This is a genomic window from Phenylobacterium sp. (assembly GCF_036677185.1).
GTDB lineage: Bacteria > Pseudomonadota > Alphaproteobacteria > Caulobacterales > Caulobacteraceae > Phenylobacterium.
In genome coordinates this window covers 1-25,995 of record NZ_JAKFEN010000035.1, presented here as the reverse complement: position 1 = coordinate 25,995, position 25,995 = coordinate 1, and the positions used below count along the sequence as shown (strand labels likewise).

25 protein-coding genes, 1 tRNA gene and 1 pseudogene are annotated in these 25,995 nt (G+C 68.5%); 16 read left to right on the top strand and 11 right to left on the bottom strand.

Annotated elements, in window-relative coordinates; all coding sequences use genetic code 11:
• Positions 1-5 precede the first annotated feature (5 nt).
• A complete protein-coding gene (locus V6M51_RS19170) occupies positions 6-674 on the bottom strand; it encodes a haloacid dehalogenase type II (protein WP_332769762.1) in 669 nt (222 codons plus the stop codon).
• A 345-nt stretch (positions 675-1,019) separates the two neighbouring features.
• Between V6M51_RS19170 and V6M51_RS19165 the strand changes: the two genes are divergently transcribed.
• On the top strand, positions 1,020-1,949 hold the full coding sequence (locus V6M51_RS19165; RefSeq protein WP_332769760.1) for a 2-hydroxyacid dehydrogenase: 930 nt from the start codon (positions 1,020-1,022) through the stop codon (positions 1,947-1,949).
• Here the strand turns inward: V6M51_RS19165 and V6M51_RS19160 are convergent.
• From V6M51_RS19160 to V6M51_RS19150, 3 genes are all read right to left on the bottom strand, one after another.
• Positions 1,943-2,974, bottom strand: a complete 1,032-nt coding sequence (locus tag V6M51_RS19160) for a PepSY-associated TM helix domain-containing protein (RefSeq protein WP_332769759.1) — start codon at positions 2,972-2,974, stop codon at positions 1,943-1,945. The genes V6M51_RS19165 and V6M51_RS19160 overlap by 7 nt on opposite strands.
• 70 nt (positions 2,975-3,044) lie before the next feature.
• Positions 3,045-5,183, bottom strand: coding sequence for a TonB-dependent siderophore receptor (locus V6M51_RS19155; RefSeq protein WP_332769757.1), 2,139 nt, complete (start codon positions 5,181-5,183; stop codon positions 3,045-3,047).
• Positions 5,184-5,521: 338 nt separating this feature from the next.
• On the bottom strand, positions 5,522-6,733 hold the full coding sequence (locus V6M51_RS19150; protein WP_332769756.1) for a DUF1624 domain-containing protein: 1,212 nt from the start codon (positions 6,731-6,733) through the stop codon (positions 5,522-5,524).
• Positions 6,734-7,020: 287 nt separating this feature from the next.
• On the opposite strand from V6M51_RS19150, the gene copC reads away from it, so the two are divergent.
• The 4 genes from copC (at position 7,021) to V6M51_RS19130 (ending at position 10,728) form a co-directional block, all read left to right on the top strand.
• Entirely contained in the window at positions 7,021-7,374 is a 354-nt protein-coding gene (gene copC / locus V6M51_RS19145) for a copper homeostasis periplasmic binding protein CopC (protein WP_332769755.1), read from the top strand.
• A 332-nt stretch (positions 7,375-7,706) separates the two neighbouring features.
• Positions 7,707-7,922 carry a hypothetical protein gene (locus V6M51_RS19140; RefSeq protein WP_332769753.1) on the top strand — a complete coding sequence of 72 codons (216 nt, stop codon included), beginning with the start codon at positions 7,707-7,709 and terminating at the stop codon, positions 7,920-7,922.
• The gene (locus V6M51_RS19135; protein ID WP_332769751.1) at positions 7,919-9,376 is read left to right on the top strand and encodes an aldehyde dehydrogenase family protein; all 1,458 of its coding nucleotides are present in this window, start codon (positions 7,919-7,921) and stop codon (positions 9,374-9,376) included. Before V6M51_RS19140 ends, V6M51_RS19135 begins: the two co-directional genes overlap by 4 nt.
• Before the next feature lie 26 nt (positions 9,377-9,402).
• Entirely contained in the window at positions 9,403-10,728 is a 1,326-nt protein-coding gene (locus V6M51_RS19130) for an NAD(P)/FAD-dependent oxidoreductase (RefSeq protein WP_332769749.1), read from the top strand.
• 79 nt (positions 10,729-10,807) lie between these two features.
• Here the strand turns inward: V6M51_RS19130 and V6M51_RS19125 are convergent.
• Positions 10,808-10,896 (bottom strand) — tRNA-Leu (locus tag V6M51_RS19125).
• Between the two features lie 118 nt (positions 10,897-11,014).
• Between V6M51_RS19125 and V6M51_RS19120 the strand changes: the two genes are divergently transcribed.
• Positions 11,015-11,203, top strand: coding sequence for a hypothetical protein (locus tag V6M51_RS19120; RefSeq protein ID WP_332769747.1), 189 nt, complete (start codon positions 11,015-11,017; stop codon positions 11,201-11,203).
• On the opposite strand, the gene V6M51_RS19115 is transcribed toward V6M51_RS19120, so the two are convergent.
• The 3 genes from V6M51_RS19115 to V6M51_RS19105 form a co-directional block, all read right to left on the bottom strand.
• Positions 11,200-11,883 (bottom strand): glutathione S-transferase family protein, encoded by a 684-nt coding sequence (locus V6M51_RS19115; protein WP_332769745.1) that lies wholly within the window; start codon positions 11,881-11,883, stop codon positions 11,200-11,202. The two genes, V6M51_RS19120 and V6M51_RS19115, sit on opposite strands and share 4 nt — an antisense overlap.
• A 34-nt stretch (positions 11,884-11,917) precedes the next feature.
• On the bottom strand, positions 11,918-12,712 hold the full coding sequence (locus V6M51_RS19110) for an SDR family oxidoreductase (RefSeq protein ID WP_332769744.1): 795 nt from the start codon (positions 12,710-12,712) through the stop codon (positions 11,918-11,920).
• Positions 12,713-12,791: 79 nt separating this feature from the next.
• Complete coding sequence (locus V6M51_RS19105) at positions 12,792-13,427, bottom strand: glutathione S-transferase family protein (RefSeq protein WP_332769743.1); 636 nt, start codon at positions 13,425-13,427, stop codon at positions 12,792-12,794.
• Positions 13,428-13,536: 109 nt separating this feature from the next.
• Between V6M51_RS19105 and V6M51_RS19100 the strand changes: the two genes are divergently transcribed.
• Positions 13,537-14,904 (top strand): spinster family MFS transporter, encoded by a 1,368-nt coding sequence (locus tag V6M51_RS19100; protein ID WP_332769741.1) that lies wholly within the window; start codon positions 13,537-13,539, stop codon positions 14,902-14,904.
• Here V6M51_RS19100 and V6M51_RS19095 read toward each other — a convergent pair.
• The 3 genes from V6M51_RS19095 to V6M51_RS19085 all read right to left on the bottom strand — a co-directional run bounded on the left by V6M51_RS19095 (position 14,901) and on the right by V6M51_RS19085 (position 17,215).
• Complete coding sequence (locus tag V6M51_RS19095) at positions 14,901-15,161, bottom strand: hypothetical protein (protein WP_332769740.1); 261 nt, start codon at positions 15,159-15,161, stop codon at positions 14,901-14,903. The genes V6M51_RS19100 and V6M51_RS19095 overlap by 4 nt on opposite strands.
• 108 nt (positions 15,162-15,269) lie before the next feature.
• Positions 15,270-16,070 (bottom strand): PEPxxWA-CTERM sorting domain-containing protein, encoded by an 801-nt coding sequence (locus V6M51_RS19090; protein ID WP_332769738.1) that lies wholly within the window; start codon positions 16,068-16,070, stop codon positions 15,270-15,272.
• A 437-nt stretch (positions 16,071-16,507) separates the two neighbouring features.
• The gene (locus tag V6M51_RS19085) at positions 16,508-17,215 is read right to left on the bottom strand and encodes a PEPxxWA-CTERM sorting domain-containing protein (protein ID WP_332769736.1); all 708 of its coding nucleotides are present in this window, start codon (positions 17,213-17,215) and stop codon (positions 16,508-16,510) included.
• 724 nt (positions 17,216-17,939) lie between these two features.
• Between V6M51_RS19085 and V6M51_RS19080 the strand changes: the two genes are divergently transcribed.
• The 9 genes and pseudogenes from V6M51_RS19080 (at position 17,940) to V6M51_RS19040 (ending at position 25,848) form a co-directional block, all read left to right on the top strand.
• Positions 17,940-19,460, top strand: a complete 1,521-nt coding sequence (locus V6M51_RS19080; RefSeq protein WP_332769734.1) for a DUF4153 domain-containing protein — start codon at positions 17,940-17,942, stop codon at positions 19,458-19,460.
• Positions 19,461-19,471: 11 nt separating this feature from the next.
• On the top strand, positions 19,472-20,176 hold the full coding sequence (locus tag V6M51_RS19075) for a response regulator transcription factor (RefSeq protein WP_332769732.1): 705 nt from the start codon (positions 19,472-19,474) through the stop codon (positions 20,174-20,176).
• Entirely contained in the window at positions 20,173-21,756 is a 1,584-nt protein-coding gene (locus V6M51_RS19070; protein WP_332769730.1) for a sensor histidine kinase, read from the top strand. The genes V6M51_RS19075 and V6M51_RS19070 overlap by 4 nt, the downstream gene beginning before the upstream one ends.
• A gap of 66 nt (positions 21,757-21,822) precedes the next feature.
• Positions 21,823-22,014 carry a hypothetical protein gene (locus tag V6M51_RS19065; RefSeq protein ID WP_332769728.1) on the top strand — a complete coding sequence of 64 codons (192 nt, stop codon included), beginning with the start codon at positions 21,823-21,825 and terminating at the stop codon, positions 22,012-22,014.
• 224 nt (positions 22,015-22,238) lie between these two features.
• Entirely contained in the window at positions 22,239-22,877 is a 639-nt protein-coding gene (locus tag V6M51_RS19060) for a peptidylprolyl isomerase (protein WP_332769726.1), read from the top strand.
• 127 nt (positions 22,878-23,004) lie between these two features.
• A complete protein-coding gene (locus V6M51_RS19055; protein ID WP_332769725.1) occupies positions 23,005-23,391 on the top strand; it encodes an endonuclease domain-containing protein in 387 nt (128 codons plus the stop codon).
• A 117-nt stretch (positions 23,392-23,508) separates the two neighbouring features.
• Positions 23,509-25,032, top strand: a complete 1,524-nt coding sequence (locus tag V6M51_RS19050; protein ID WP_332769723.1) for a S10 family peptidase — start codon at positions 23,509-23,511, stop codon at positions 25,030-25,032.
• A gap of 36 nt (positions 25,033-25,068) precedes the next feature.
• A pseudogene (locus V6M51_RS19045) lies at positions 25,069-25,173 on the top strand (putative RNA methyltransferase); the annotation flags it as partial.
• A gap of 33 nt (positions 25,174-25,206) precedes the next feature.
• Entirely contained in the window at positions 25,207-25,848 is a 642-nt protein-coding gene (locus V6M51_RS19040; protein ID WP_332769783.1) for a methyltransferase domain-containing protein, read from the top strand.
• The last annotated feature ends 147 nt before the right edge of the window (positions 25,849-25,995 follow it).

Genomic DNA, 25,995 nt, shown 5'->3' with positions numbered 1-25,995 from the left:
GGTCCTCAGAGACCGACGAGCGCCGGCAGCCCGCCGATGTCCTTGATCTCGTGGGTCGCGTAGTGCGGCAGGGCCGGCTCGTGCCCGCGCGCCACGAACACCCGGGCGCCCATGCCGAGGTCGTAGGCCGACATCTGGTCGTAGCGGTAGCTGGACGAGACGTGCATGCAGTCCTCCGGGCCGACGCACAGCTGGTCCAGCATGTACTCGAACGCCTGCAGGCGGGGTTTGTAGGCGTTGGCGTCCTCGGCGGTGAAGACGTGCGCAAAAGGCGCGCCCAGCAGCTCGACGTTCTGGTGGATCTGGGCGTTGTCCGCATTGGACAGGATCACCAGCGGGATCTCCTTGCCCACGCGGCGCAGCGGCTCGGTCACGTCAGGGTGCGGCCCCCAGGTCGGCACCGCCGCATAGATCTCCTCGGCGTCCGACTCCCGGAACTCGACGCCCCAGAGCTTGCAGGTGCGCGCCACCGAATTGCGCACGACCTCGCGGTACGGCTTCCAGTCGCCCAACACCTCGTCGAGCCGGTAGCCGCGGAAGTCGTCGCAGAACTCTTCCATCTGCTCGGGCGTGATCCGGTCGGGGAACAGCTTCCGCGCCATCGGCGACATCTGGAAGTTGGTCAGGGTGCCGTAGCAGTCGAAGGTGATGTACTTCGGTCGGAACCGGCTCATTGGCGCCTCTTGCATCCTCGTGTCCGGCCCCACGCCGCATGGCGTTTTGGGGCGCTCCGTCACAATCAGTAGCGCATGGCGGCGCCGACACATGGCTCCGATTGCGGCGCGCAGGGCGCACAAACGCTCATTCTGCCGCAGCGCCTCGGCATAGGGCGCCGCCTGTGGTGAACGTTCCAGGGCCGTGGTCTCCCCTCGCGAGGACCGCTCGCCAAGACGGCCATCGCCGCATGAATCGCCACGCCGGACACCCCTCGACCGTAGATTCTGCTTCGCGCCGGCCCTCTACGGCGCCGCCCCCGCGTCGGGACGGGTGACAATAGGCCAGGCAAGAGGTTGAAGCAGATGACGAGCGTCCTCTACCGGTCGGATGCGGCGCGCGGGCGCGCCTGGGCCGAATACTTCGCGCACCACGCGCCGGACGTGGACTTCCATGTCTGGCCCGATCACGGCGACCTGGCCGACGTGGCGTACCTCGTCGCCTGGCAGGCGCCGCCCGAGCTGCTGGCCGCCTTGCCGAACCTGAAGGTCCTGTTCTCGTCGGGGGCCGGCGTGGACCACGTCGACTTTGCGGCCATCCCGCCGCACATCCCTGTCGTGCGAATGGTCGAGCCCGGGATCATCAACGGCATGGTCGAGTACGTGACCATGGCGGTGCTGGCCCTGCACCGCGACCTCTTCGACTATCAGGCGCGGCAGGCCCGCGGCGCCTGGGAGCCGATCGAGGTCCGGGCGGCGTCGGCCCGGTGCGTCGGCGTCATGGGAATGGGTGTCCTGGGCCAGGCCGTCCTCGCCCGGCTCGCCCCGTTCGGTTTCCGCCTGCGCGGCTGGAACCGCTCGGAGCGCGCGAGCGAAGGCGTCGAAGTCTTCGCGGGCCCCGAGGGTCTGGCGCCGTTCCTGGCCGGCGCCGACATCCTGGTTTGCCTCCTGCCGCTCACCGACGCCACGCGCGGGATCCTGGGCGCGGAGGTGTTCGCCGCCCTGCCCCGCGGCGCGGCGATCATCAATGTCGGACGCGGCGGGCACCTCGACCAGGCGGCCCTGCTCGCGGCGCTGGAGTCGGGTCAGCTTTCCCGCGCGATCCTCGACGTGACCGATCCCGAACCGCTGCCGGCCGACCATCCCTTCTGGCGCCACCCGCGCATCCTGCTTACCCCGCACGTCGCCAGCATGACCCAGCCGGAGACCGCCGCGCCCGTGATGCTCGAGAACCTCCGTCGCCACCAGCGCGGCGAGCCGCTCCTCGGCCTGATCGACCGCGACCGCGGCTACTGACGCCGCCGGGAGAGCAGCCAGACGATTGGTCCGGTCGCCGCCAGGGTCACGAGCCCCAGCGCGCCGAAGAGGATCACGAGCGATCCGAGCCGCCCGAACATGTCGCCCGAGTGGATCGGCAGCAGGGTCATCCAGAGCGTTCCCGCGCGCGTGGCGGGGGTCACCTCGAGCACGCGCGCACCCGCCAAGTCCACGCGCACGCGATGGACCGCATGCGGGCTCGCCTCCGGCGCCCAGAAGAAGACGTCCAGCGCATCGGCCTGCCGTAGGCGCACGTCGCGAATCGACCGTCCCGGATAGGCGGTCCGCGCCTGCGCGAGCGCCATGTCCAGGTCTCCCCGCACAGGCTCGGCCGACGCGGTGAACGGAACCAGCGGCCCAGGCGCGAGGATGAACTCGCCCGCCACGACCAGCCCCGTTGTCGCGGAGAACACGGCGCTGGCGGCGCAGGCGACCCCAAGGGTTCGGTGGACCTGGCGCAGCACCACCTTTCCCGGCAGCCGCGTATCCACCATCAGGCTCTTCTTCAAGCGACCGCGCTTGGGCCACCAGTAGCTCAGGCCCGTGGCGGCCATGACCAGCAGCGCGAGCCCCGACAGCATCATCAGCGCGAGGCCCGGACGTCCGGTCAGCAGCCGGTAGTGAACCTGCAGGATCGCCTCCGCCGGGAACGCCCAAATCTCTCCGGCGCGCGACACGTCGGCAGTCCCCGGATCGACCGAGACGTAGCGGCTGGCGCCTCGCGGATCCAGCAGATGGACGAGGTAGACGCCCTGCCCGGTCTGCGGGAAGACGATCTTGTCGACGCCATATCCAGGGTAGCGCGCACGGGCCGCGTCGAAGACCCGGCTCAGGGGCGCCGCGCCAGCCGCCGAGCGGCGGATCATACCGGCCGGATCGACCAGTTCGGCCAGCCCGGTGCGGAAGACCAGCAGCGCGCCGGTGCCGGCCTGCAGCAGGATGAGCAGCGCCGCCGCGAGGCCGGACCACCGGTGGATCTGCAACAGGAGCCGCTTGGGGACCATGCTCACCCTCAGAACGGACGCGGGCCGCCGGCGTGTCGCCGACGGCCCGGATCAGGCGCGACGGGCCCGATCAGAACTCGTAGGTGGCCCGCACCGTGAATGTCCGCGGCGAGCCGGGCGCGACCCACAGCCGCGAGAACGAGGCGGGGTAGTAGGTCTCGTCGAACAAGTTGTTCACGTCGGCCGCCAGCCGGACGTGTTCGTTCAGCTTGTACGCGGCGAACACCTTCACGAGCGTGTAGCTCGGCAGGTAGAAGGTGGTCGCCGTTTCCCCTAGGCGACGGCCCGAGTGGTGGACGTTGAAGCCCAGGGTCAGGCCCCGGTCGTCGGCGAACTCGAAGTCCTTGTAGACCAGCAGGTTGCCGCTTTGCTTCGGGATGCCCAGCAGCGACGATCCCGCCGGGACCGGCCGGCCGAAGTCCGGCTCGAAGATGTCGGTGGTGATCTTGGCGTCCAGGTAGGCGTACGAAATCCGCGCCTGGATGCCGGCCGGCAGCTTGGCGTCCAGCTCGGCCTCGAAGCCCTTGCTCTCGGCTTCGCCGATCGCCAGCGAGAAGCCGGTGTTCACCGGGTCGGCGGTGATGATGTTGGTCTTCTCGGTCTTGAACACCGAGAGGGTGCCGACCAAGGCCTGGTCCATCAGCTGGACCTTCGCGCCCACCTCGTACGACTTGGTGAATTCGGGGCTGAACGGCGTGCCCCTGACGTCCGAACCGCTGTTCGGGCGGAAGCCCTTGCCGTAGCTGGCGTACAGCGAGAGCGCCTCGGTGGGTTGGAACATCAGGCCGATTTGCGGGCTCACCTTGGTGACGTCCTGGCCCGAGCGAGCGCCGTTCAGGCGGTTGGTGATCCGCTGCTGGAAGTCGTCGTAGCGGACGCCCAGGCGCAGCTTCAGCTGATCGGTCAGGTCGATCTGGTCCTGGACATAGACGCCCCAGGCCCTCTGCTTCTCGATCATGTCCTGGAAGACCCCGGGAACCGGCCGGTTGCCGTAGACGGGGTTGAAGATGTTCACCGCGTTATGCGCGGCCGGCGAGGGGTTGGCGGCGACGCTCGGCGGGCGGAAGCGGTTCTGAATCTGGTCGAGGTTGAACCGTTCTCCGTCGACGCCCACCAGCACGTGATGGAGGAACGGGCCCGTGTCGAAGCTGCCGTCCAGTTCGCCTCGCAGCACCAGGTGCTCGGCGCCATAGTCGCGGTAGCGCCGCTGGCGCGATACGAACTGGCCGGTCGAGAACAGCAGCTGGCGGCTGGCGGTCAGCTCGGCGTCGGAGGAGAAGCCCTTGAGCGAGGTGTCGCGATAGCCCAGGCCAAGCATCACCACCCAGTCGCCGGTGAGCTTCTGGGCGAGCTGCAGCTGATGACCTAGCACCTCGACCCTATTCTGGCCGTCGCCGGGCTCGCCGAGGAAGCGCGACTTGGGGATGACGCCCAGCTTGCCGTTCACGGCCACGACGCCGCGGTCGAACGGCACGTCCTGCCGCACGATCTCCATCTCGTAGTTCAGCGACGTCGAGTCCGAGAACTTCACCACCACCGACGGCGAGACGACGATCTTGTCGGACGACAGGTGGTCGCGGAAACTGTCGGCGCTCTCGTAGGCCCCGTTGATGCGGACGGCGATCATGTCGTTGATCGGCCCGGTGTAGTCGCCCTCGGCCCGATAGGTCTGGTAACGCCCCGCCCCGATCGTGAGGCTGCCTTCGGGGCTGAACTGCGGCTTCTTGGTGATGATGTTGACAGTGCCGCCCGGCTCGCCGCGACCGAACAGGGCCGAACCGGGACCCTTGAGGACCTCGATGCGGTCGATGTTCGAGGCGTCGCGGGGCCCGCCGAAACCGCGACCGCCGTTGAAGCCGTTGACCAGGTAGCCGCTGGGCACGTTCGGGTCGCCGACGAAGCCACGCACGGCGAAGGAGTCCCAGAGGCCGCCGAAGTTGTTCTGCCGCTCGACGCCCGCCACGAGGTCGAGGGCGCCGTCCAAGCGGGTGAGGTTGACGCTCTCCAGCACCCGCGCGTCGATCACCGAGACACTCTGCGGCAAGTCCTGCAGGGGGATATCACCCCGGTACTGCTGGCGCTGGGCGAGGACGACGACTTCCTCGATACTGCTCGGGGTCTCCGGTTCGGCCGCCTGGACCGCAGGCGCAATCGCCAGGACCGCCGCGCCGGAAAGCAGGGAAAGTCGAAGAGCTTTTTCGATCGGCATTTTGAACCCCCAATACCTCAGTGTGATCTTCGGCGAGTGACACGAGACGTATTTTTCTGCCGCCCCTAGCCATGCCGGAGGTGGGTTTCGCTTATTCAAACCAAACGATTACTCTCGCTTGCAGGATGAGTGTCCGGCCGCCCCTCGGGAATTTGTCATCAAATCGGCACAATGCGGCAGGCGAACCTTCGGTATTGGGTGCGGAAACCGCACAAAATGCCGGTCGCAAGTCCAGGCTGCGTCCACAACTCATGCGATAGCGCCCTGGTCCCTAAGGGTGCAACGAAAAGGGCGCGATCCTCGTGGATCGCGCCCCTGAAAAACCATCTCCCTCCGCCCTACAGGTAGCGAAGCCAGGCGATGTCGCGGCGGCGCTGCTTGAGGCGCGCAAACCATGCCGACGGCAGGTAGAGGGGGGCCAGCAGGACCAGCGCGGTCAGCCAGACCATGCCGATATTGTCGAAGCCGAAATACTTGCCCTCGTTCAGCCCCCAGATGGCGACTGCGGCGAAGTAGAGCACCTTCAGGACGTAGAGGTGCAGGATGTAGAAGAACATCGGAGCACCGCCGAAAATGCCCAGGCGCGCGATGGTCGGCCCGTCCTGCATCTGTTCGAACAGCGCGAGCAGGACAAGGCCGAGGCCGATCGTCGGCATCAGGAAGAGGAGGGATGGCGGATACTTGGTGAGCGCCAGGAAGCTCATCACGGTGCGCAGGGCGTCGCCCGTCTCGCCCCACGGCTTGTCGCCATAGACGTTCGCGTAGCGGATGAGGAAGAACCCGAACACCAGGGCCCCACCCGTGATCAGCAGGCGCTTCATGCGCAGCGCAGGATCGGTCCCGCGCGCGAACCAGGGACCGATGGCGTAACCCAGCAGGATTACGCCGATCCAAGGCAGGACCGGATAGGTGGTCTTGGCGACCATGCCGCCACCCAGTTCGATCACGGCGCGCTGGTGCAGCATCGCCCAGGGGACGAAGAACGGCGACTGGGCCGTCAGGACGATCCCGTCCAGCAGGTTGTGGCCGGCCACGATCACGCCGCCCACCAGGAGCTGCCACACCCGCGGCAGGTAGATCAGGCCGGCGAGCGCGATCATGCAGACGCCGATGCACCAGATGACCTGCAGCCAGAAGGTCGGCGGCAGGGTCTGGGCCGCCCAGGCGAAGCCCACGACGGTGAGTTCCAGAACCATCAGGAAGGCGCCGCGCTTCAGGAGGAAGAGCGCCGTCTCCTTCTTCGTGTGCGACTGACCGTACAGATAGGCGGAGAGGCCGGTCAGGAACACGAAGACGGGCGCGCAGATTTGGCTGGTGACCCGCGTGAAGAAGAGCGCCGGCTCGATGGTCAGCGCGTCCATGGGATCGGTCACGCCGTGGTGGGCGTAGAAGACCTCGCGGATATGGTCGACCATCATGAACAGCATGACCAGGCCGCGCAGCGCATCGATGGCCAGGAGCCGCGTGCGGGTGACCGCCTGGGCGCTGGCCGCGGCCCTGGGCGCGACGTTTAGCGGAACGGCGGCCTCGCCGCCCATCACGGTACTCATGCGATCCTCCGTCAGTCGTCGGCGAGGCGTTGTCCTGGGCTTGCCCACGCCGCCCACCTGACGCGAAGCATAGGCTCCCGGCCCAGGCGCAACCTGCCAATTGCACGGCGTCAGGCGACGATCATTTGCCGAAACCCGCCAGTCAAACGGCAGATTGCGCGGCGCATGCCATGCGAAAAGAGCAGACTTCGAAGAGCGGCGCACCCTGGCTGCCGACGCCGTGAGGGATCGCCGAGCACGGAACGCATGCTTGAACGCGGCCCCTCTCGTCGCCGCTGGAGAACGCCATGAACTCGATCAAATCGCTCGCCGCCGCGGCCCTACTGTCCGTCGCCTGCGCCGGCCAGGCCGCGGCCCACGCCAAGCTCGTGGAATCGAATCCGGCCGCCAACGCCACTGTCACCGCGCCCAACCAGATTGTGCTGCGCTTCAATGAGAAGCTCGAGCCCAAGTTCTCGGGCCTAGACCTCAGCGTCGGCGGCGCGAAGGCGCCGGTGAAGACATCCATCGCCAGCGACGGGATCACCCTGATCGGTGCGCCGGCCAAGCCGCTCGCCGCGGGCGCCTACAAGGTCGACTGGCATGCGGTGACCGCCGACGGCCACCGCATGCAGGGCGCGTACAGCTTCACAGTTCGCTGAGCCGCGTCCATGATCTGGGCCGTCGCCCTGCTGCTGGAGGCGGCCGGCCATATCAGCGGCTCACGGGGGCCAGCGCTTGGTGTCCCGGTTCGCCATCCGGTCGATCGTCGAGATCGATTGAGGTCGACGACACAGTCCTGTCGAACCGTCCCGAGGCCCTCAAGCGACGACCGAACACGCGTCACCGCACCGCGCGGCAGGAAATAGCGCTGCGGGCCCGCGCCACCGCACGAGGCCGTCGCGGCTCGACGACATACAGGAGATGTTGCGAGCCAGGGCTGGCTAAATGGAGAGGATCCGGCGGCTACCGCCCACGGCGAGGGGAACGAGACATGCGTTGGCGGGACCATTTGCAACGGGTCTCTCCTCAGATCGCCCGCGCGTGTGCGCCGGTCGCGCTGGGCGTGGACCTCGCCGTGCTGATTGATTCTACGGAGCAGGCGCGCACGCTCGCTGAAGCTGCGGGAGCTGGCGGCGCCATGCCGGCCATGTTGATCGAGATCGACGCGGTCGCGGTTCGCGGCGCGCCCCTGGATTTGGTCGGATGACGAAGGCCCTGGCTGGCGAAGGCGCCACGACGAAGACGCACCACTCCGCCTACATCGACGGTGCTTGGAGCCAGGTTTCCGGCGCCGAGATGCTGTCCGTCGTCGATCCCGCGCGCGAAACGGTGATCGCCGAGGTGGCGGCCGGGCAAGCCGCTGATCTCGACCGAGCGGTCGCCGCGGCGCGCGGGGCTTTCCCGGCCTTCGCGGCGTCACCGGTCTCGGAACGGCTCGCGCTGCTCGAGCGCATGCATGCTCTGATCCTCGAGCGGGCGGAGCCGCTTGCCCAGACCCTCGCGCGCGAGATGGGGGCGGCGATAACGCACGCTCGGGCGGCGCATGTTCCGCTGGCGGCCGCGCACGTCCGCGCCGCGGCCGAGGTCCTCGCTGAGTATCCGTTCCTCACCCTGCGCGGCACGACCGCGATCGTCCGCGAACCGATCGGGGTGTGCGGCCTCATCACCCCGTGGAACTGGCCCCTTTATCAAATCACCGCCAAGGTCGCGCCCGCGCTGGCCGCGGGGTGTACCGTGGTGCTGAAGCCCAGCGAGCTGGCGCCGCTCAGCGCATTGATGTTCGCGCAGATCGTCCACGACGCTGGCGCGCCGCCCGGCGTATTCAACCTCGTCAACGGCACGGGTCCGGAGATTGGCGCGGCCATGGCCGCGCATCCCGACATCGACATGATCTCGATCACGGGCTCGAACCGTGCCGGCGCGCTCGTCGCGCAGGCCGCCGCGCCGACCGTCAAGCGGGTGACCCAGGAGTTGGGGGGCAAGTCTCCGAATGTCCTGCTGCCCGATGCGGACTTCGCGCGCATGGTCCCTCTCGGCGTGATGGCCGCGTTCCGGAATGTCGGCCAGTCGTGCAGCGCCCCGACGCGCATGATCGTCCCTCGCGGGAAGCTGGCCGAGGTCGAGGCGATCGCCCGGGCGACCGCGGAGGCGATCATCGTCGGTGATCCGCTCGACGACGGGACAGTCCTGGGGCCCATCGCCAATCGCGCCCAGTTCGATCGCGTCCAGGCGATGATCGAAGTGGGGATCAGCGGAGGCGCCACCCTCGTTTGCGGCGGGCCAGGACGACCGCACGGACACGACCGCGGCTTCTACGTTCGTCCGACGATCTTCTCGGATGTGACCGGCGCCATGCGGATCGCCCAGGAAGAGATCTTCGGCCCGGTGCTGTGCATCATGCCGTATGACGATGTGGACGAGGCGGTGGCTATCGCCAACCACACGGTTTTCGGCCTGGGGGGGCATGTCCAGGGCGAGGACATCGAGCAGGCCCGCGCGGTCGCGCTGAGGATCCGCACCGGTCAAGTCCACCTCAATCAGCCGGCGTGGGACGCTCACGCGCCGTTCGGCGGTTACAAGCGATCGGGCAACGGCCGGGAATACGGCGTCTTCGGCTTCGAGGAATATCTCGAAACAAAGGCGATCCTGGGCTTCGCCTGAGCGCCGGATAAGGGAGAGATATCGTCGTGCCAGCGCCGTTACGTCTGATCGAATCATCGCCCGATTTTCCGGCCGAAGCCGATGCCGTCGTGATCGGCGCGGGGATCGTCGGCAGCTTCGCCGCGTACTACCTCGCAAAGGCGGGACTGAAAGTCGCCCTTCTCGAGAAAGGCGTCGTCGGCGGTGAGCAGTCGAGCCGCAACTGGGGTTGGTGTCGGCAACAGAATCGCGATGCGCGTGAATTGCCGATTTCCACCAAGAGCTTGGAGCTCTGGGAGCAATTTTCAGCCGACAGTGGCGAAGACACCGGCTTCCGCCGGTGTGGGCTCTTCTACGTCAGCAACGATGAAGCAGAGCTCGCAGGCTGGGCGAACTGGGGCGAGTTCGCGCGGACGGTCGGTGTCTCCTCCCTGATGCTGAGCAGCGAGGAGGCGAGCGAGCGGGCGGCGTTCACCGGTCAGCGTTGGCGAGGCGGCGTGTTCTCGCCGACCGACGGCATCGCCAATCCCGCCCTCGCCGCGCCCGCGGCGGCGAAGGCGCTTATGAAACTGGGGGGCGGCGTCCACCAATCCTGCGCAGCTCGCGGAATCGAAACCAGCGGCGGCGCCGTGAGCGGTGTCGTGACCGAGAAGGGTACGATTTCAACGCGCCTGGTGATCATGGCCGGAGGCGCCTGGGCATCGTCCTTCTGCTATCAGCTCGGCGTCCGCCTTCCGCAGGCGGCGGTCCGACAGTCGATCATGGCTGTCGCGACGGGCAATCTGGCATTGCCCGACGCCTTCTACAGCAAGTCGGTGTCGATCACGCGTCGGGGCGACGGTTGCCACACCTTGGCGATCAGCGGTCGGGCCCGCGTCGATCCGACGTCGCAGTTCCTCCGTTTCCATCGTGAGTTCGTGCCGATGTTCCTTCGCCGCTGGCGAAATCTCTCGCCGGGCGGGTTGGAGGGCATACGTTCAGGTCATGAAGGTCTAACCCGTTGGCGCCTCGACCGACCGACGCCGATGGAGAGCATGAGGATCCTCGACCCGAAGGTCGATGCAAGCGCCATCAGTTTGACGAGGAAGCGGGCGACCGCCCTCGTGCCGGCGCTTGAATCCGCGCCCATCGTCGGTTCCTGGGCCGGCTATGTCGACAGCACGCCGGATGGCGTACCGGTCATCAGCGAGGCGCCCTCGGCGCCGGGCCTCATCCTGGCAGCGGGCTTTAGCGGTCACGGTTTCGGGATCGGTCCGGGTGCCGGACGACTGGTCGCTGATCTTGCGACGGGCGCTCCGCCGATCGTGGACCCTCGACCATATAGCCTTTCGCGCTTCAACTCCGGCCAGGACCTGCAAGTGGCTGATTTTTGAGGGCTCAAGTCGCCTGACTTGGTGGGCCGATCGCGCCCTGCCGGCGGCGATCACCAACAGGGCGCGGTCATCGAACTCATGGTGCGGGCGGCCGGAGTCGAACCGGCACGGGCCTTGCGGCCCTACGGATTTTAAGTCCGGTGCGTCTACCAGTTCCGCCACGCCCGCTGACCGCCCTGGCTCTATAGCCGCCCGGCGCCGCCAAGGCGACCCGGCCCGCCATTTGCTCGCTTCAGCCCTCGCGGTCCCGTTCTGACACGGGCCGACGGGGTGACCGGAGGGGAATATGGGCGACCCGATGCTGGCCTACGCCATCGACCAGGCCGACACCGACTGGCGCTGGCGGGTGTTCGACGTCGACGGCGAACTGGTGGCCGGCGGCTTCGCCCCTACCCGCCCAGAGGCCGAGTCCGCCGCCATCCATGTCTTCGCGGTGGCCCCCCGCCAGCGGCGGGGAACCGCCGGCACAGCCTAGGCGGTTTCCGCCGCCTTGGCCTTGGCCGCCATCTTGGCGATCAGGGCGCGGCGCTCCTCCAGCCCGCGATGCAGCTCCACCAGGGTCCGCGCGCCGTGCTCGTTCTTCGAGATCGCGGCCCAGTAGGCGGCGACCTTCGGCGAACCCGGGATCGGGTTCTCCACCCCCACAGTCGGGATCACGTTCTCCACCAGGAACAGCGCCGGGACCAAGGTGCAGTCGGCCAGGGTCAGCCGCCCCGAGACCGCGAAGCCGTCCGTGCCGATATAGTGCTCCAGCGCCTTGATCCCGCGGATCACCTGGCCGCTCAGCAGGTCGACCACCGCCTGGTCGCGGGTGGACTTCCGCCCCTGGCCGGCCAGCATGAACATGTTGTTCATCAGGTAGATGTCGGCGATCCGCGAGACCGTGCGGATGGCCGCCGTCTCCCGGGGAGTGGCCCCCAGCAGCCGCGGCGTCGGGTGGATCTCCTCGATATATTCCGAGATGACCTCGGACTCCGGGATCACGTCCCCGCCCAGGTCCAGCACCGGGATGCGGGCCAGTGGCGAGACCTTGTGGAACTCCCCGGTCAGGAAGCCGGGCGGCAGTTCGATCTCGATGTCGGAGATTCCCTTGGCGTAGATCTGCATCCGCACCTTGGCGGAATACGGGCTCAGGTCCCCGGAATAGAGCTTCATTTCAAATACTTCCCTGGAAAATGGCGTCGACGCCTCAGGCGTAATTCGCCAGCGCGTTGCCCGTAGCATCGCCGACGCCGCTGCCGCCGTCCACCGGCACGATGGCGCCGTTGACGTAGCGGGCCTGGTCCGAGGATAGGAACAGCGCCATGTCGGCGATCTCGTCCTTGGTGCCGTAGCGGCGCAGGGGATTGCGCTCCTTCACCCGCGCCTCGGCCTCCGGCGTGGTGGCCAGCCGCGCCATGCCCTCGGTGTCGGCGATCGGCCCGGGCGAGATGGCGTTGACCCGCACCCCGGCCGGTCCCCACTCCAGGGCCAGGCACTTGGTCAGCATGTTGATCCCGGCCTTGGCGGCGCAGACATGGGCTTGGAACAGGCTGGCCCGCTCCGCCTGCCCCGCGGTGATCGAGATCAGCGAGGCGCCGGGCCGGCGCAGGAACTCGAATGAGGCGCGCAGCACGTTGAAGGTGCCGATCAAGTCGATGTCGACCACGGTCTTGAAGCCGTTGGCGCTCATGCCCAGGGCCGGGGCCACGAAATTGCCCGCCGCGCCCGACAGCACGATGTCGATGGGCCCGTGCTCGTCGAAGGTGCGCTTCAGCGCCGCCTCCACGGCGGCGTAGTCGCGCACGTCGGCGGCGATGCCGATGGCCGGCTTGCCGAAGGCGGAGACCTCCTTGGCCGCGGCCTCGATCTTCTCGGGGCTGCGGCTGATCAGCACCACATTGGCCCCGGCCGCGGCGAACCGCTTGGCGATCCCCAGATTGATCCCGCTGGAGCCGCCGGCGACGAAGGCGGTCTTGCCCGCCAGTTGGGTGTCCTGAGCCATGATGTTCCTCTCCCTTGTTGGCGAGGACCCTAGTCCCCGCGACCGTGGGAAAGGAAGGCTGACGCCACGTCGGCCCCCCTCAACTCCCCGCCTTGGCCGCGGCTTCCCATTCCAGGAACTCCGGCGTCGCCAGCAGTCGGGTCATATAGGTCCCGCAGCGCCCGTCGTCGCCGTAGTCGCTCAGATGCACCCCATAGGTCCGGAACCGGGTCGCCACCGGGGCGTAGAAGGCGTCGGCTATGCTCCACTCGCCGGCCAGGAACGGCCCGCCCGAGCGGGTCAGCAGCTCCGACCACAGGGCGACGATCCGCCGGATGTTCTTCTGGGTGGCCTCCGACAGGGTCGCCACCTTCGGCGGCGCCTCCAGCGCCATCGGGCATTCGCCGCGCAGGGACTGGAAGCCCGAGTGCATCTCGCTCGCCGCCGCCCGCGCCAAGGCCCGCAGGGCCGGATCGGCCGGCCACAGCCGCGCATCGGGGAACTTCTCGGCCAGGTATTCGCAGATCGCCAGCGAATCCCAGATCAGCAGGTCGCCGTCCTTCAGGGCCGGCACCATGCCCGAGGGCGAGTGCGGCAGGATCGCCGCCTCGGTCTGGTGGTCGGCCTGGCGCAGCGCGATCAGGGTCTCGGTGAACGGCGCCCCGGTCCTCTTCAGCGCCAGCCAGGGCCGCAGCGACCAGGTCGACCACCGCTTGGTTCCGATCACGAGTTCCATGCCCGCTCCTATTCCTTGGGGTCAGCCTATTGCCCAATGAGGGGGGCCATCGGCTACAGTGACTTCAACAATAAGAATTTCAGTTCGTCATTTCCGAGGAAACGCTTTCATGACCGAGACCGCCGCACCGTCGGCCGATCCGATTGTCCCCCCCGCCACGTCCACGGTCAGCGCCGCTCCATTTTCGCCCGCCTATACGCGCTATGCGATGTTCCTGCTGCTGGGCATCTACATCGTCAATTTCCTCGATCGCGCCGTGATCAATATTCTGGCCGAGCCGATCAAGAACGAACTCCACCTCGCCGACTGGCAGCTCGGCCTGATGAGCGGCCTGGCCTTCGCGATCTTCTATACCGTGCTGGGCATCCCCATCGCCCGCCTGGCCGAACGCAAGAACCGCCCCGTCATCATCGGCACGGCCGTGGCGGTCTGGTCCGGTTTCACCGCCCTGTCGGGCCAGGCGAACAGCTTCGTCACCCTGGTCCTCTGCCGCATCGGCGTGGGCGTGGGCGAGGCCGGCTGCACGCCGCCCGCCCACTCGCTGATCGCCGACTACGTGCCCAAGGAAAAGCGCGCCTCGGCGCTCGCCTTCTACTCCATGGGCACGCCGCTGGGCGGCCTCCTGGGCCTGGTCATGGGCGGGCTGGTGGCCGACGCCTATGGTTGGCGCGCCGCCTTCCTGGTGGCCGGCGTCCCCGGCATCCTCTTCGCCCTGCTCTGCTGGTTCACCCTGAAGGAGCCGCGCAAGATCCTGGCGGCGCACAGCTCCAAGATCGTCGCGGCCCAGGCCACCTTCGGCGAGACCCTCAAATACCTCACCAAGAAGAAGACCTTCTGGCTGATCGCCATCGGCGCCGCCATCAAGGCCTTCATCGGCTACGGCCACGCCCCCTTCACCGCCTCCTTCTTCATGCGGGTCCACGGCGAGGAAGTCGCCGGCCTGGCGGCGATGTTCGACCTGAAGTCGCTGGGCTTCCTGGGCCTGGCGCTCGGTCTCATGGGCGGCACCGCCGGCGCCATCTCGTCCTGGATGGGCGGCCAGATCGCCGACAAGTACGCCAAGAGCGACCTGCGCGGCTATGTGGTGGTCCCGGCCTTCGCCTCGCTGATCGCCGTACCCGTCTACATCATCGCCGTCAGCGTGCCCTCGGCCAGCGTGGCGCTCTGCATCCTGGTGATCAACGGCCTGCTCGGCTCGCTCTGGTACGGCCCGGTCTACGCCATCGGCCAGTCCATCGTGCCGCCGCACATGCGGGCCACCACCGCGGCGATCCTGCTGTTCACCATCAACCTGATCGGCCTGGGCCTCGGCCCGCTGGCTGTGGGCATCCTGTCGGACATCATGTCCAACGGCTTTGGCCTAGGCTCGGCCCAGGGCGTGCGCTGGGCCTTGATGCTCTCGACCTGCTTCGGCTTCCTGGCCTTCGCGCTCTTCTGGATCGCCCGCAAGACCATCCGCGAGGAGATGGAGTCCTAGGCCCGCGTCCAGAGCCAGGCGGACAGGGCCACGAACACCACCGCCCAGAACAGGTGCCGGCGGTTCGGCCGCTCGGTGAGCGCGCGATAGAGGTAGATCCCGGCCAGCCAAAGGCCGCCGCCCACCGCCAGCCAGCGGCCGGGACCCTCGTCCACGAACACCGCGCCCACGATCGCCGCCAGGCCGACAGCCCGCAGCGCGAGCTCCACGCCGGCCGGCATGTGGCGGCGGGGCGGGATCGGTTCGTCGGGATTCATCGGGAGCTCCGGCGCGGGCTGCTGTCGGGAGCAGGATCGCACAGGCGCGGGAAGCGCGCATGAAAACGCCGCCGGTGGGGGCCGGCGGCGTCCTATTGCGTGTGCGTGTCAGGCCGCGATCAGGGCGGCCGAACGACGGCGGAGGGCCGAGCCCGCCAGGCCGAAGCCGACGATCATCATGGCCCAGGTCGCCGGCTCGGGAATGCCGCCGGGGGTGACCGGGGTCCCGAGCGAACCGCCGAGCGCCAGGAAGCTCGAATAGTCGCTGGGCTTGGAGCCAAGCCCGTTGTTGGAGTCCACCAGACTGATGAAGCCCAGCGGCGCGAAATAGGACATCGCATAGGCTTGGTGACCCCAGCAGCCCAGGGAGCCAGGCTGCGTGAAGCCCTTCGCGAGTCCGGTGGCGTTGAAGGTCTCGGTGTCGAAGCAGCCCGCCCCACCCGCACCGCCGCCGTAGCCGCCGATGACGCTCGAAGGCGCGTTGAAGCTGAGGATCGAGCCCCAATCGCCGCCCTGATAGTCCTGGATCGCCAAGCTGCCGCCCGCCGCATAGAAGGTGGCGATCTCGCTCTGGTAGGTCAGCGCGCCGGTACGGTTGTCATCGCAGCAGCCACCGGGGCTCTGGATGTAGACGGCGCTGTAGGTGGTGAAATCCAACGTGCTGAGGTCGTTGGTATAGACCGTGTCGCCCGGCGCGTGGGTCAGGTTGACGCTGCCGAACACCAGGACGGGCTTGGACGAGCCTTCCTTGAGATAGCCGAAGAGCTGGCTGGTGTAGTTGGTGTCCTGGTGGTAGCTCGTGGCGTCTGAGCCTTCGAGGACAAGTGTTTTTGCCGACGCCGTGGCGGGAAGTCCCGTCGCCGCGAGAAGCAAGGCCGCGCCGATCGCGCTGCCAAAGAGGCGGTTCATTTCGTATCTCCCAATCGCACAAAAAGCCAACGAGTTCGCAGCGGGCAAACCCATCTGGACATAGCGAGGCGTGGGGGCGCTTCTTCAGGTTCCAGCGTTTTTTGAAAAACGCCCAAACTGCGGCAAAGTCAACTATTCCTAATGGGCGTTTAACAATTTTCTACATTCCGGCTGAGAACGTGATCAGTCTTTGCGCGTTTTTGGCGTGCAGAATCCGCAAACGGCGCCACGATCTCAATCCGATTGCTAAGACGTTGCTGTTGATGAACTCCGCACCACGTGCTGTGAATCGCGGAAACCTAGACGCAACATCTTGATGCCGCGCTCCGTGAGCGGATCGATAAGCCCCGAAAATCTTGCGTGCTCGCAGTTGGGCCTGGGAGCGCGCATGAAGACGCCGCCCGTGGGGGCCGGCAGCGTCCTATTGCGTGTGTGCGTCAGGCCGCCATGATCTCGGCCGGACGACGACGACGGAGAGCCGATCCTACCAGGCCGAAGCCGGCGATCATCATGGCCCAGGTCGAGGGTTCCGGAATGCCCGGCAGGCTGCCTTCATCGAGCAGGGCGTAACGGACGGTGCCACCGGCGTAGAGAACCTCGCCAAAGCCGTCGCCCCAGAACTCGACCGTATTGAACGAGCCGCTGTCGTCGAAGGCGGCCACGAACACGGCCGGATAGCCATTGGTCAGGTAGACGTTGTTGGAACCGTCCGAAAGACCAACCTGGATCGGCGCACCGCCGTCGAAGGCAATGTAGAGCGCCGAGGGGTAGCAGCAGGTGCCCCAATCGCCCACCTCGAAACCGAACGAGTTGATCGCCGTAGTGAAGGTCAGCGTCACGCCGCTCGGACGGGAGTCGCCGGCCGGGCCCTTGACCGTGCCCGCCGGACCGATGTCGGTCAGATAGCCGGTGGTCTGGGTATAGGAATTGTACGGGTTCTTGCTGAGCGAGAAGTCCGCATAGGTCGAGTCACCGTACAGCAGCTGCTCCGAAAGAGGCGTGCCTCCCGCAGTGGTCACGGTGTTGTTGAAGTCGGCGGTTCCCCCCGGAATGCTGTCGAAGACCGTCACGATGGTCGCGTTGGCGGCGCCAGAGAACGCAAGCGCACTACAAGCCGCAACGCAGGCGATTGCCAGATTACGCATGTAAAGCTCCCAAACTAGGTGGTTCACATGGCCCCCCAACCCACCCCCGGAGGGGCCGGTTATTGCGGCCGGAATGCGGCAATTGGTCACTGGGCTTAATCTCTTGTCAACACTTTCAGCGATTCGCGTTCTCTGATTCCCTGTTTTCGGGACAAGATGAGCAGTTGTCCGGCGTCATAAACATGTCATTTCAACAAGGGGTTGCCGATAACGCGGCTCAAGATTGACGGCTTATCTCAAGCACAACCGGCGACCCAAGTTCGTACGCACTAGGCCAAGATCCCGATCAGCCAGCTTACTCTCCGGTGAAGCTTGCCGAAGCGATGGTGACTTGGACGACGGATGAGGCTCGGATCGACGCGCGGAATCCGTTAACCAGAAAGGCTTTGAAGCTTAATCATTGGCGCGCGTGCGCGCTCGAAATCATGGCTGCGAAAGTCGCTTATTGAACGTGACCTGTCCCCGCGGCGAGACCAAGATCGTCCGTTAACCATACCGCTTTTGGGAACGCGAGTTGCTGCATTCGAAGCCAAGTCGAGTCGAACGTTACTCATGAAGCTTCACAATTGGTGGTAGTAAAAATGATCGCCTAGCAGCGCACACCGCCGTCCGGCGACCTGCACGAGATCTGCATGAGGCCGGGTCGGGCCCTGCACGGCGAGCCCCGAACCGACTGGACCTGCCGCGAGCAGAACCGCGTCTCCATCCGCCGGGGACCGACCACATGCCGCGCCGCTTGAGCTTCCACATCAAGCTGATCCTCGCCGCCGCCCTGGCGGCGCTGGCCGATCTGCTGTTCTTCCAGGCCGAGGGCCGCCTGGGCGCCGCCCTGGGGATCTTCGCCCTGGCCTGGGTCGCGGGCGCGCTCGTCGCCCACCCCGCCCTGCGCCGTGACAGCCGCGCCCGGATCGCGGCGGGCCTGGCCCTGGGTTTCGGCCTGCTGCTGGTCGAGGCCTTCACCCTGGTCGGCTGGTTGTTGTTCTGCGCGGCCCTGGGCGTGGCCGTGCTCTCCCCCCGCGCCGGCCGCCGCGACGACGCCTGGCGCTGGTTCCAACGCCTGGCCTTCCAGGGACTGGCGGCGATCATCGCTCCCGTCGCCGACGGCCTGACCCTGCGCAAGGCCCGCCGGCGGTCGGCGCCGCGCCGGCTCGCCGCCACCCTGGGCCTGGTGGCCGTGCCGATCCTGGGCGGCCTGGTCTTCTTCACCCTCTTCGCCTTCGCCAACCCGGTGATCTCCCAGGCCCTGGCGCGCCTGCGCATCCCGCCGCCGGACTTCGGCCGGGGGGTCTTCTGGCTGGTCGTGCTGGTCCCCGTCTGGGCCGTCCTGCGGCCCCGCTTCCTGCGCCGCCCCCTGGCGCTGCGCGAGCGAAGCCGGCGCCCGACGCCCGGCGTCTCGACCGCCTCGACCATCCTCTCGCTCGCGGTGTTCAACCTCCTGTTCGCCGGCCAGAACGGCCTGGACCTCGCCTTCCTGTGGAGCGGCGCGCCCCTGCCCGAAGGCGTGACCCTGGCGGAATACGCCCATCGCGGCGCCTATCCGCTGATCGTCACCGCCCTGCTGGCCGGCCTCTTCGTCCTGGTCGCCCTGCGCCCGGGCAGTGAGACCGCCGAGCGGCCCCTGGTCCGCTGGCTGGTGATCGCCTGGATCGCCCAGAACCTGTTCCTGGTCGCCTCGACCATGCTGCGCACCCTGGACTATGTGGAGGCCTATTCCCTGACCCGCCTGCGGATCGCAGCCCTCGCCTGGATGGTCCTGGTGGCCGCGGGCCTGGTCCTGATCTGCTGGCGGATGCTGAAGAACCGCGACGCGGCCTGGCTGATCAACGCCAATGTCCTCTGCGCCGGCCTGGTCCTGACCCTGGCCAGCCTGGTCGACGAGGGCGCCCTGGCCGCCGCCTGGAACGTCCGCCATGCCCGCGAGGTCGGCGGTCGCGGCGCGGCGCTCGACCTCTGCTACCTGGACGGCCTGGGCGGTTCGGCGCTGGTCTCCCTGGTCGAGCTGGAGCAGGCGCCCATCGATCCGGCCTTCCGCGACCGCGTCGCCCATGTCCGCGCCCAGACCCTGGAGCAGCTGCGAGCCGACCAGGCCCAGTGGCGCGGCTGGACCTGGCGCGACCAGCGCCGCCTGGACCGCGCCGAACGCCTGCTGGCCGCCCACCCGACGCCCCCGCCCCTGCCCGGCCCGCGTGGCGAATGCGACGGACGCCTCGTTCCCCCGGCATTGACCGCGCCGCCGGCAGACTGAACATGCGCCCCATGGACCGCACGATCCTGATCGTCGACGACGACCCGCACATCCGCCAGCTCCTGGCCTTCGCCTTCGCCAAGGCGGGCCTGGCGACGCGAGAGGCGCCGGACGGCGAGGCCGCCCTGGCCGCCGTCGCCGCCGATCCCCCCGACCTGGTGGTGCTCGACATCAACATGCCGCGGCTGAACGGCCTGGACGTCTGCCGCCGCCTGCGCGCCCAGGGCGACCTGCCGATCCTCTTCCTGTCCTCCCGCGACGACGAGATCGACCGGGTTCTGGGCATCGAGCTCGGGGCCGACGACTACGTGGTCAAGCCCTTCAGCCCCCGTGAGGTGGTGGCCCGCGTCCAGGCCATCCTGCGGCGCGCCGGCGCCCCGCGTCCGCCCGCCGAGCCCGACGCCGGCCTCTCCCGCGGCCGCCTGCGCCTCGATCCCGAGAGCTGGAGCGCCTGGTGGGGCGAGGCCGAAGCCCCGCTCACCGTCACCGAGTTCGGCATCCTGCGCGCGCTCGCCTCGGCGCCCAGCCGGGTCTTCACCCGCGACGCCATCATCGACCGCCTGCACGGCCCCGGCTTCGCCATCACCGACCGCACCATCGACAGCCACATCCGCAACCTGCGCGCCAAGTTCGCGGGCCTGGGCGGCCACGACGTGATCGAGACCCGTCCCGGCGTCGGCTACCGCCTGGGACCCTGCCGCGGCCCGGCGGCGTGATCGGCGCGATCAAGGACCTCGCCAAGCGCTGGTGGCCGGCCCTGCGCCTGCGCACCATCCTGCTCTCGGTGCTGTTGTTCGCCGCCGCCCTGCCGGGGCTCGGGGCCATCGGCCTGCGGGTCTATGAGAACGCCCTGGTGCGCCAGACCGAGGCCGAGCTGGTCGCCCAGGGCGCGGCCCTGGCCGCCGTGGCCGGCGCCGGCTGGCCGGGCGCGCGGCCGAACGCGCCGCCCCCGCCCCACGACCGTCCCGGCGACTATTACCGGCCCGAGCCCACCAGCATCGATCTCTACGCCTCGCCGATCCTGGCCGAGCGCCCCGCCTCGGCGCCCGCAGCCCCGCCCGACCCCCGCGCCGTGGCCATCGCCGCCCGCCTCGCCCCTGTGATCGCCGAGACCACTCGCACCACCCTGGCCTCGGTCATCCTGCTGGACGGCCGGGGCGTCATCGCCGATGGCCGTCCGGGCGGCGGAAGCCTCGCGGCTCTGCCCGAGGTGAAGGCCGCCTTGACCGGCGGCGCTCGCACCGTCATCCGCCGCAACGGCGACTACCACCCGGTCTATTCCTTCGAGTGGCTCAGCCGCGCCTCGGCCGTGCGCCTGCACCACGCCCGCCCTGTCGTGGCCGACGGTCGTGTGGTGGGCGTCCTGCTGCTCTCCCGCTCGCCGCGGGCCCTGTTCCGCGGGCTCTACGAGGATCGGGGCAAGATCGCCATCGGGGTCGCCGGCATCTTCGGCATGCTGATCGTGCTGTCGGGCCTGGTCTCGCGCGGCGTCACCCGGCCCATCGAGGCGCTCAGCGCCGCCTCCCGCGAGGTCGCCGCCGGGCGCGGCGGCATGCCGGCCACCCCGGCCACCGCCGCCATCGAGATCCGCGCCCTCTACGAAGACTTCCGCGCCATGGGCGAGGCGATCGATCGCCGCTCGGGCTACCTGCGCGACTTCGCCGCCGCCGTCAGCCACGAGTTCAAGACCCCGCTGGCCGGCATCGGCGGGGCCGTGGAACTGCTGCAGGACCATGCGCAGACCATGACCCCGGAGGAGCGCCGCCGCTTCCTGGCCAACATCGCCGCCGACAACGCCCGCCTCTCGCACCTGGTCACCCGCCTGCTCGACCTGGCCCGCGCCGACATGGCCCAGCCCCAGGCCGACGCCGCCATCGACCTCGCCGCCCCGGTCCGCCGGGTCGCCGATGGGTTCTCGGGCGAGGCCTTCGCCGTCCGGATCGACCTGCCGTCCGCCCTGCCCAGGGTCGCCGTCCCCGAGGCCACCCTGGAGGCCGTGCTCACCGCCCTGCTGCAGAACAGCCGCCAGGCCGGCGCCCGCCAAGCCACCCTCGCCGCCGCCGTCTCCGAGGAGGCCGTCACCCTCACCCTCGCCGACGACGGCCCCGGGATCCCCGCCGCCGACCGCGAGCGCCTGTTCGAGCCCTTCTTCACCAGCCGCAGGGCCGAGGGCGGCACGGGCCTGGGCCTGCCCATCGCCCGCTCCCTGTTGGCCGCCAGCCATGGCCGCCTCGACCTGGTCGCCTCGCCCGCCGGCGCCCGGTTCGAGATCGTCCTGCCGCGGGTCCAGGCCTGAGCGCCCTGCACGGCATCTCCACATCGCCGCCGTCACCGCTCCACACGGCCCGCCGATCCTCACCCCATGCAAGACGTCCCCGAAGGCTATGAGATCCTGCTGACCGTCCAAGGCCGCACCTGGACCTGGACCCTGCGCCGCCCGGCCGGGATCGCGGCCAGCGGCCAGGCCCCCGACCCCGAGACCGCCCGCCGCAGCGGCCTCTTCGCCGCCTTCGCGCTCAGCGCCCTGGCCCGCGTCGGCGCGCGGCGGTTTTGAGAACGACAACCCTTCCCGATGCTCCCCTCCTGGGGGAGCTGTCAGCGAAGCTGACTGAGGGGGACTTTGACTCGCTTTCGCGCGCTTCAACCCCCTCCGTCTCGTCGCGAAGAGGCGACGATCCACCTCCCCCAAATCGCGCTGCGCGCTGGGGGAGGATCCTGTGCTCAACCGCCACGGATCGCGGCCATTGCCACCCCGCCTTCCCGCTGTAATCTCGCCCCATGTCGCACCGATCCCTCCGCCGCCTGGCCCTGCGCGCGTTCGCCGCCGCGGTCCTGCTCGTCGCCGCCCCGGCCCTCGCCCAGACCCCCGCCGCGCCCCCGCCGGCCGCCACCGTCAAGGTGACCCTCACCACCTCCGAAGGCCCCATCGTCCTGGAGCTGCAGCGCGAAAAGGCCCCGATCACCACCGCCAACTTCCTCCGCTACGTCGACCAGAAGCGCTATGATGGCGTGACCTTCTACCGGGCGTCCAAGACCCCCAACGCCCCGGAGTTCGGCCTCATCCAGGGCGGCGCCCAGAACGATCCGGCCCGGGTGCTGAAGCCCATCGCCCACGAGCCCACCACCAAGACCGGCCTCTCCCACACCGACGGCGCCATCTCCATGGGCCGCTTCAATCCGGGCAGCGCCACCTCGGACTTCTTCATCGTGGTGGGCGACATGACCTACATGGACGCCAACCCCGCCCTGCCCGGCGACAACCTCGGCTTCGCGGTGTTCGGCAAGGTGGTCGAGGGCATGGACACCGTCCGCAAGATCCTCGCCGCCCCCACCTCCCCCACCAAGGGCGAGGGCGTCATGAAGGGCGAGATCCTCGCCAAGCCCGTAAAGATCATCACGGCGCGGCGGGCGGGCTAGGCGCATCTAACCGATCTCAGTGGCCGCAGACCATTCGCGTCCTTCTCCCCTTGCGGGAGAAGGTGGCCTTGCGGAGCAAGGTCGGATGAGGGGTCGCGCCGCCCTCTCGGATTTGCCAAGCTGAGCCATGGCGGGAACGGACCGGCCGAAGATCACCCTCGCACGCCGCATGCGGCGACAGCCGACCATGGCAGAACGGCTGCTGTGGAAGCTGCTGCGCAATCGCCGGCTAGAGGGCTTCAAGTTCCGGCGTCAAGTCCCGATTGGTCGGTACGTCGCTGACTTCATCTGCCTGCGCCATCGGCTGATCGTCGAGGCCGACGGTCCATGGCATGAGGACAATCCACGCGACTTGGATCGCGACGCGTGGCTGGCGGCGCAGGGTTTCAAAGTCCTGCGTTTCCCAAACAACGAGATCGTCACGGCTCCAGAGAACATCCTGATGGCGATCATCGACGCCGTGCCGGGCGCGGCGCCCCCAGACGCCGTGCGACCCCTCATCCGACCCCGCTGACGCGGGGCCACCTTCTCCCGCAAGGGGAGAAGGATGCGCTTCGTCCGACCCGCTTCCGCCCGCGCCGGGATCGTGCCAGATACCGCTGAAGCTTGCGTGAGATCGGGGACCCCCGCCATGAAATCGCTCTTCGTCGCCGCCGCGCTCGCGGCCCTGTTCCTCGCGCCCGCCGCCCTGGCCCAGGACGCGCCCAAGCCCGACGCCAAGGCCGAGGCGAAGGCCGACCCCGCCATCCCGCCGGCCACCGTCTCCGTCACCAACCATAGCGGCCGGTTCGGCGGCGTCGCCATCGACTATGTGGCCACCACCGGCGAGACCTATCTCACCGACAAGGACGGCAAGCCCACCGCGGCGATCTTCTCCACCTCCTACGTCAAGGCCGGCAAGCCCGACCCCAACCGCCCGGTGACCTTCCTGTTCAACGGCGGCCCCGGCTCCGGCTCGGTGTGGCTGCACATGGGCGCCTTCGGACCCAAGCGGGTGGTGGTGCCCTCCGACGCCAAGGACGACGCGGCCCCGCCCTATCCCATCGTCGACAATCCGATGAGCCTGCTCGACGTCACCGACATCGTCTTCATCGATCCGGTCGGCACCGGCTTCTCCAAGGCGCTCGGCAAGACCGAGCCCAAGGAGTTCTGGGGCCTCACCGCCGACGCCCGCTCGGTGGCCCAGTTCATCCGCATCTGGCTGCGCGAGAACGGCCGCTGGAACTCGCCCAAGTACCTGGGCGGCGAGAGCTACGGCACCACCCGCTCGGCCACCGTGGTCAACCAGTTGGAGGGCGCCTACAACGACGTCTCGTTGAACGGGATCATCCTGATCTCCACCATCCTCGACTTCGGCGCCCAGGCCGACGTCCAGGGCAATGAGATGAGCTATGTGGTCACCCTGCCCAGCATGGCCGCCACCGCCTGGTACCATAACAAGCTCGCCGACCGCCCCGCGACAGTGGAGCCCTTCGTCCAGCAGGCCCGCGAGTTCGCCGCTGGCGAATACGCTTCGGCCCTCCTCAAGGGTAATCGCCTGAAGGACCCGGAGCGCGCCGCCGTCCGCGCCAAGCTGGCCCGCTTCACCGGCCTCTCCGAGACCTTCCTGGACCACGCCGACCTGCGGGTCACCACCGGGCGGTTCTACAAGGAGCTGCTGCGCGATCGCGGCCTGACCGTGGGCCGCCTCGACAGCCGCTACACCGGGGTCGACTACGACAGCGCCGGAGAGCAGCCCGACAACGACCCCAGCTTCTACGGCATAGACGGCGCCTATACCGCGGCGATCAACGCCTATGTCCGCGGCGACCTGAAGCTGAAGATGGACCGGGAATACGTCACTATCGGCCCCGTGGGACCCTGGGACTGGCGCCTGGGCGGCGACCGCGACCTGGACGCCTATCTCAACGTCACGCCCTATATCGCGAAGGCCATGCGCGAGAACAGCAGTCTGCGAGTCTTCGTCGGCCAGGGCTGGTACGACTTCGCCACCCCCTTCTTCGGCGCGGAATACGCCCTGTCGCGCACCGGGGTGCCGGCGGACCGGATCTCGTTCCACTATTACGACGCCGGCCACATGATGTACGTGCGCGACGCCGACCTGGCCAAGCTCTCCACCGACATCCGCGCCTTCATCCGCGCCGGCGCGAAGTAGGAGCCGCACACGTCCGGTCTCCTCGCCTGTCCGGTCTGCGCCCAGCCGCTCGCGCGGGATGGGGCCGCGTTCCGCTGCGAGGGCGGCCACGCCTATGACGTCGCCCGCTCGGGCTATGTGAACCTGCTGCTGGCCAACCAGCGGCGCTCGAAGGACCCCGGCGACGACAAGGCCATGATGGCCGCGCGCACCGCCTTCCTCGACGCCGGCTGGTACGTCCCGGTGGCCGACGCCCTGGCCGACGCAGCCCTCGCCGACCCCATAGCCCGGCGCATCGTCGATGTCGGCTGCGGCGAGGGCCACTATCTGCGCCGCCTACGCGAACTTAGCGACCGGCCGCTCGAGCTCCATGGCCTCGACATCTCCCGCCACGCCGTCGAGGCCGCCGCCAAGCGCGATCCGGCCGGCCTCTACGCCGTCGCCGGCGCCCACCGCCTGCCGATCCTGACAGGCGCCGCCGACGCCCTGATCTCCCACTTCGCGCCGCTGGAGACCGCCGAGGCGCACCGGGCCCTGCGCCCCGCCGGCCGGCTGATCGTCGGCGCCCCGGGCCCGCGCCACCTGTTCGGGCTGCGCACCCTGATCTACGAGACCCCCACCGAGCACCCCGAGGTCGCCCCAATCACCGAGGGCTTCGCGCTCATCGCCGAGACCCGCGTCCGCTACGATCTCGAACTGCGCGACGCGCCGACCGTCGCCGCCCTCATCGGCATGACCCCCTACGCCTGGGCCGCCGACGCTCGCGACCGCTTGGCTGGGCGGGACCGCCTCGACACCGAGGTCGATGTCCTCATCCGCACCTATGAACGGCGCTGAACCGAACGGAGACCGCAAGCTCATAGATGCTCCCCTCCTGGGGGAGCTGTCAGCGAAGCTGACTGAGGGGGACTTTGACTCGCTCTTGTGCGCTTCAACCCCCTCCGTCTCGTCGCGAAGAGGCGACGATCCACCTCCCCCAAATCG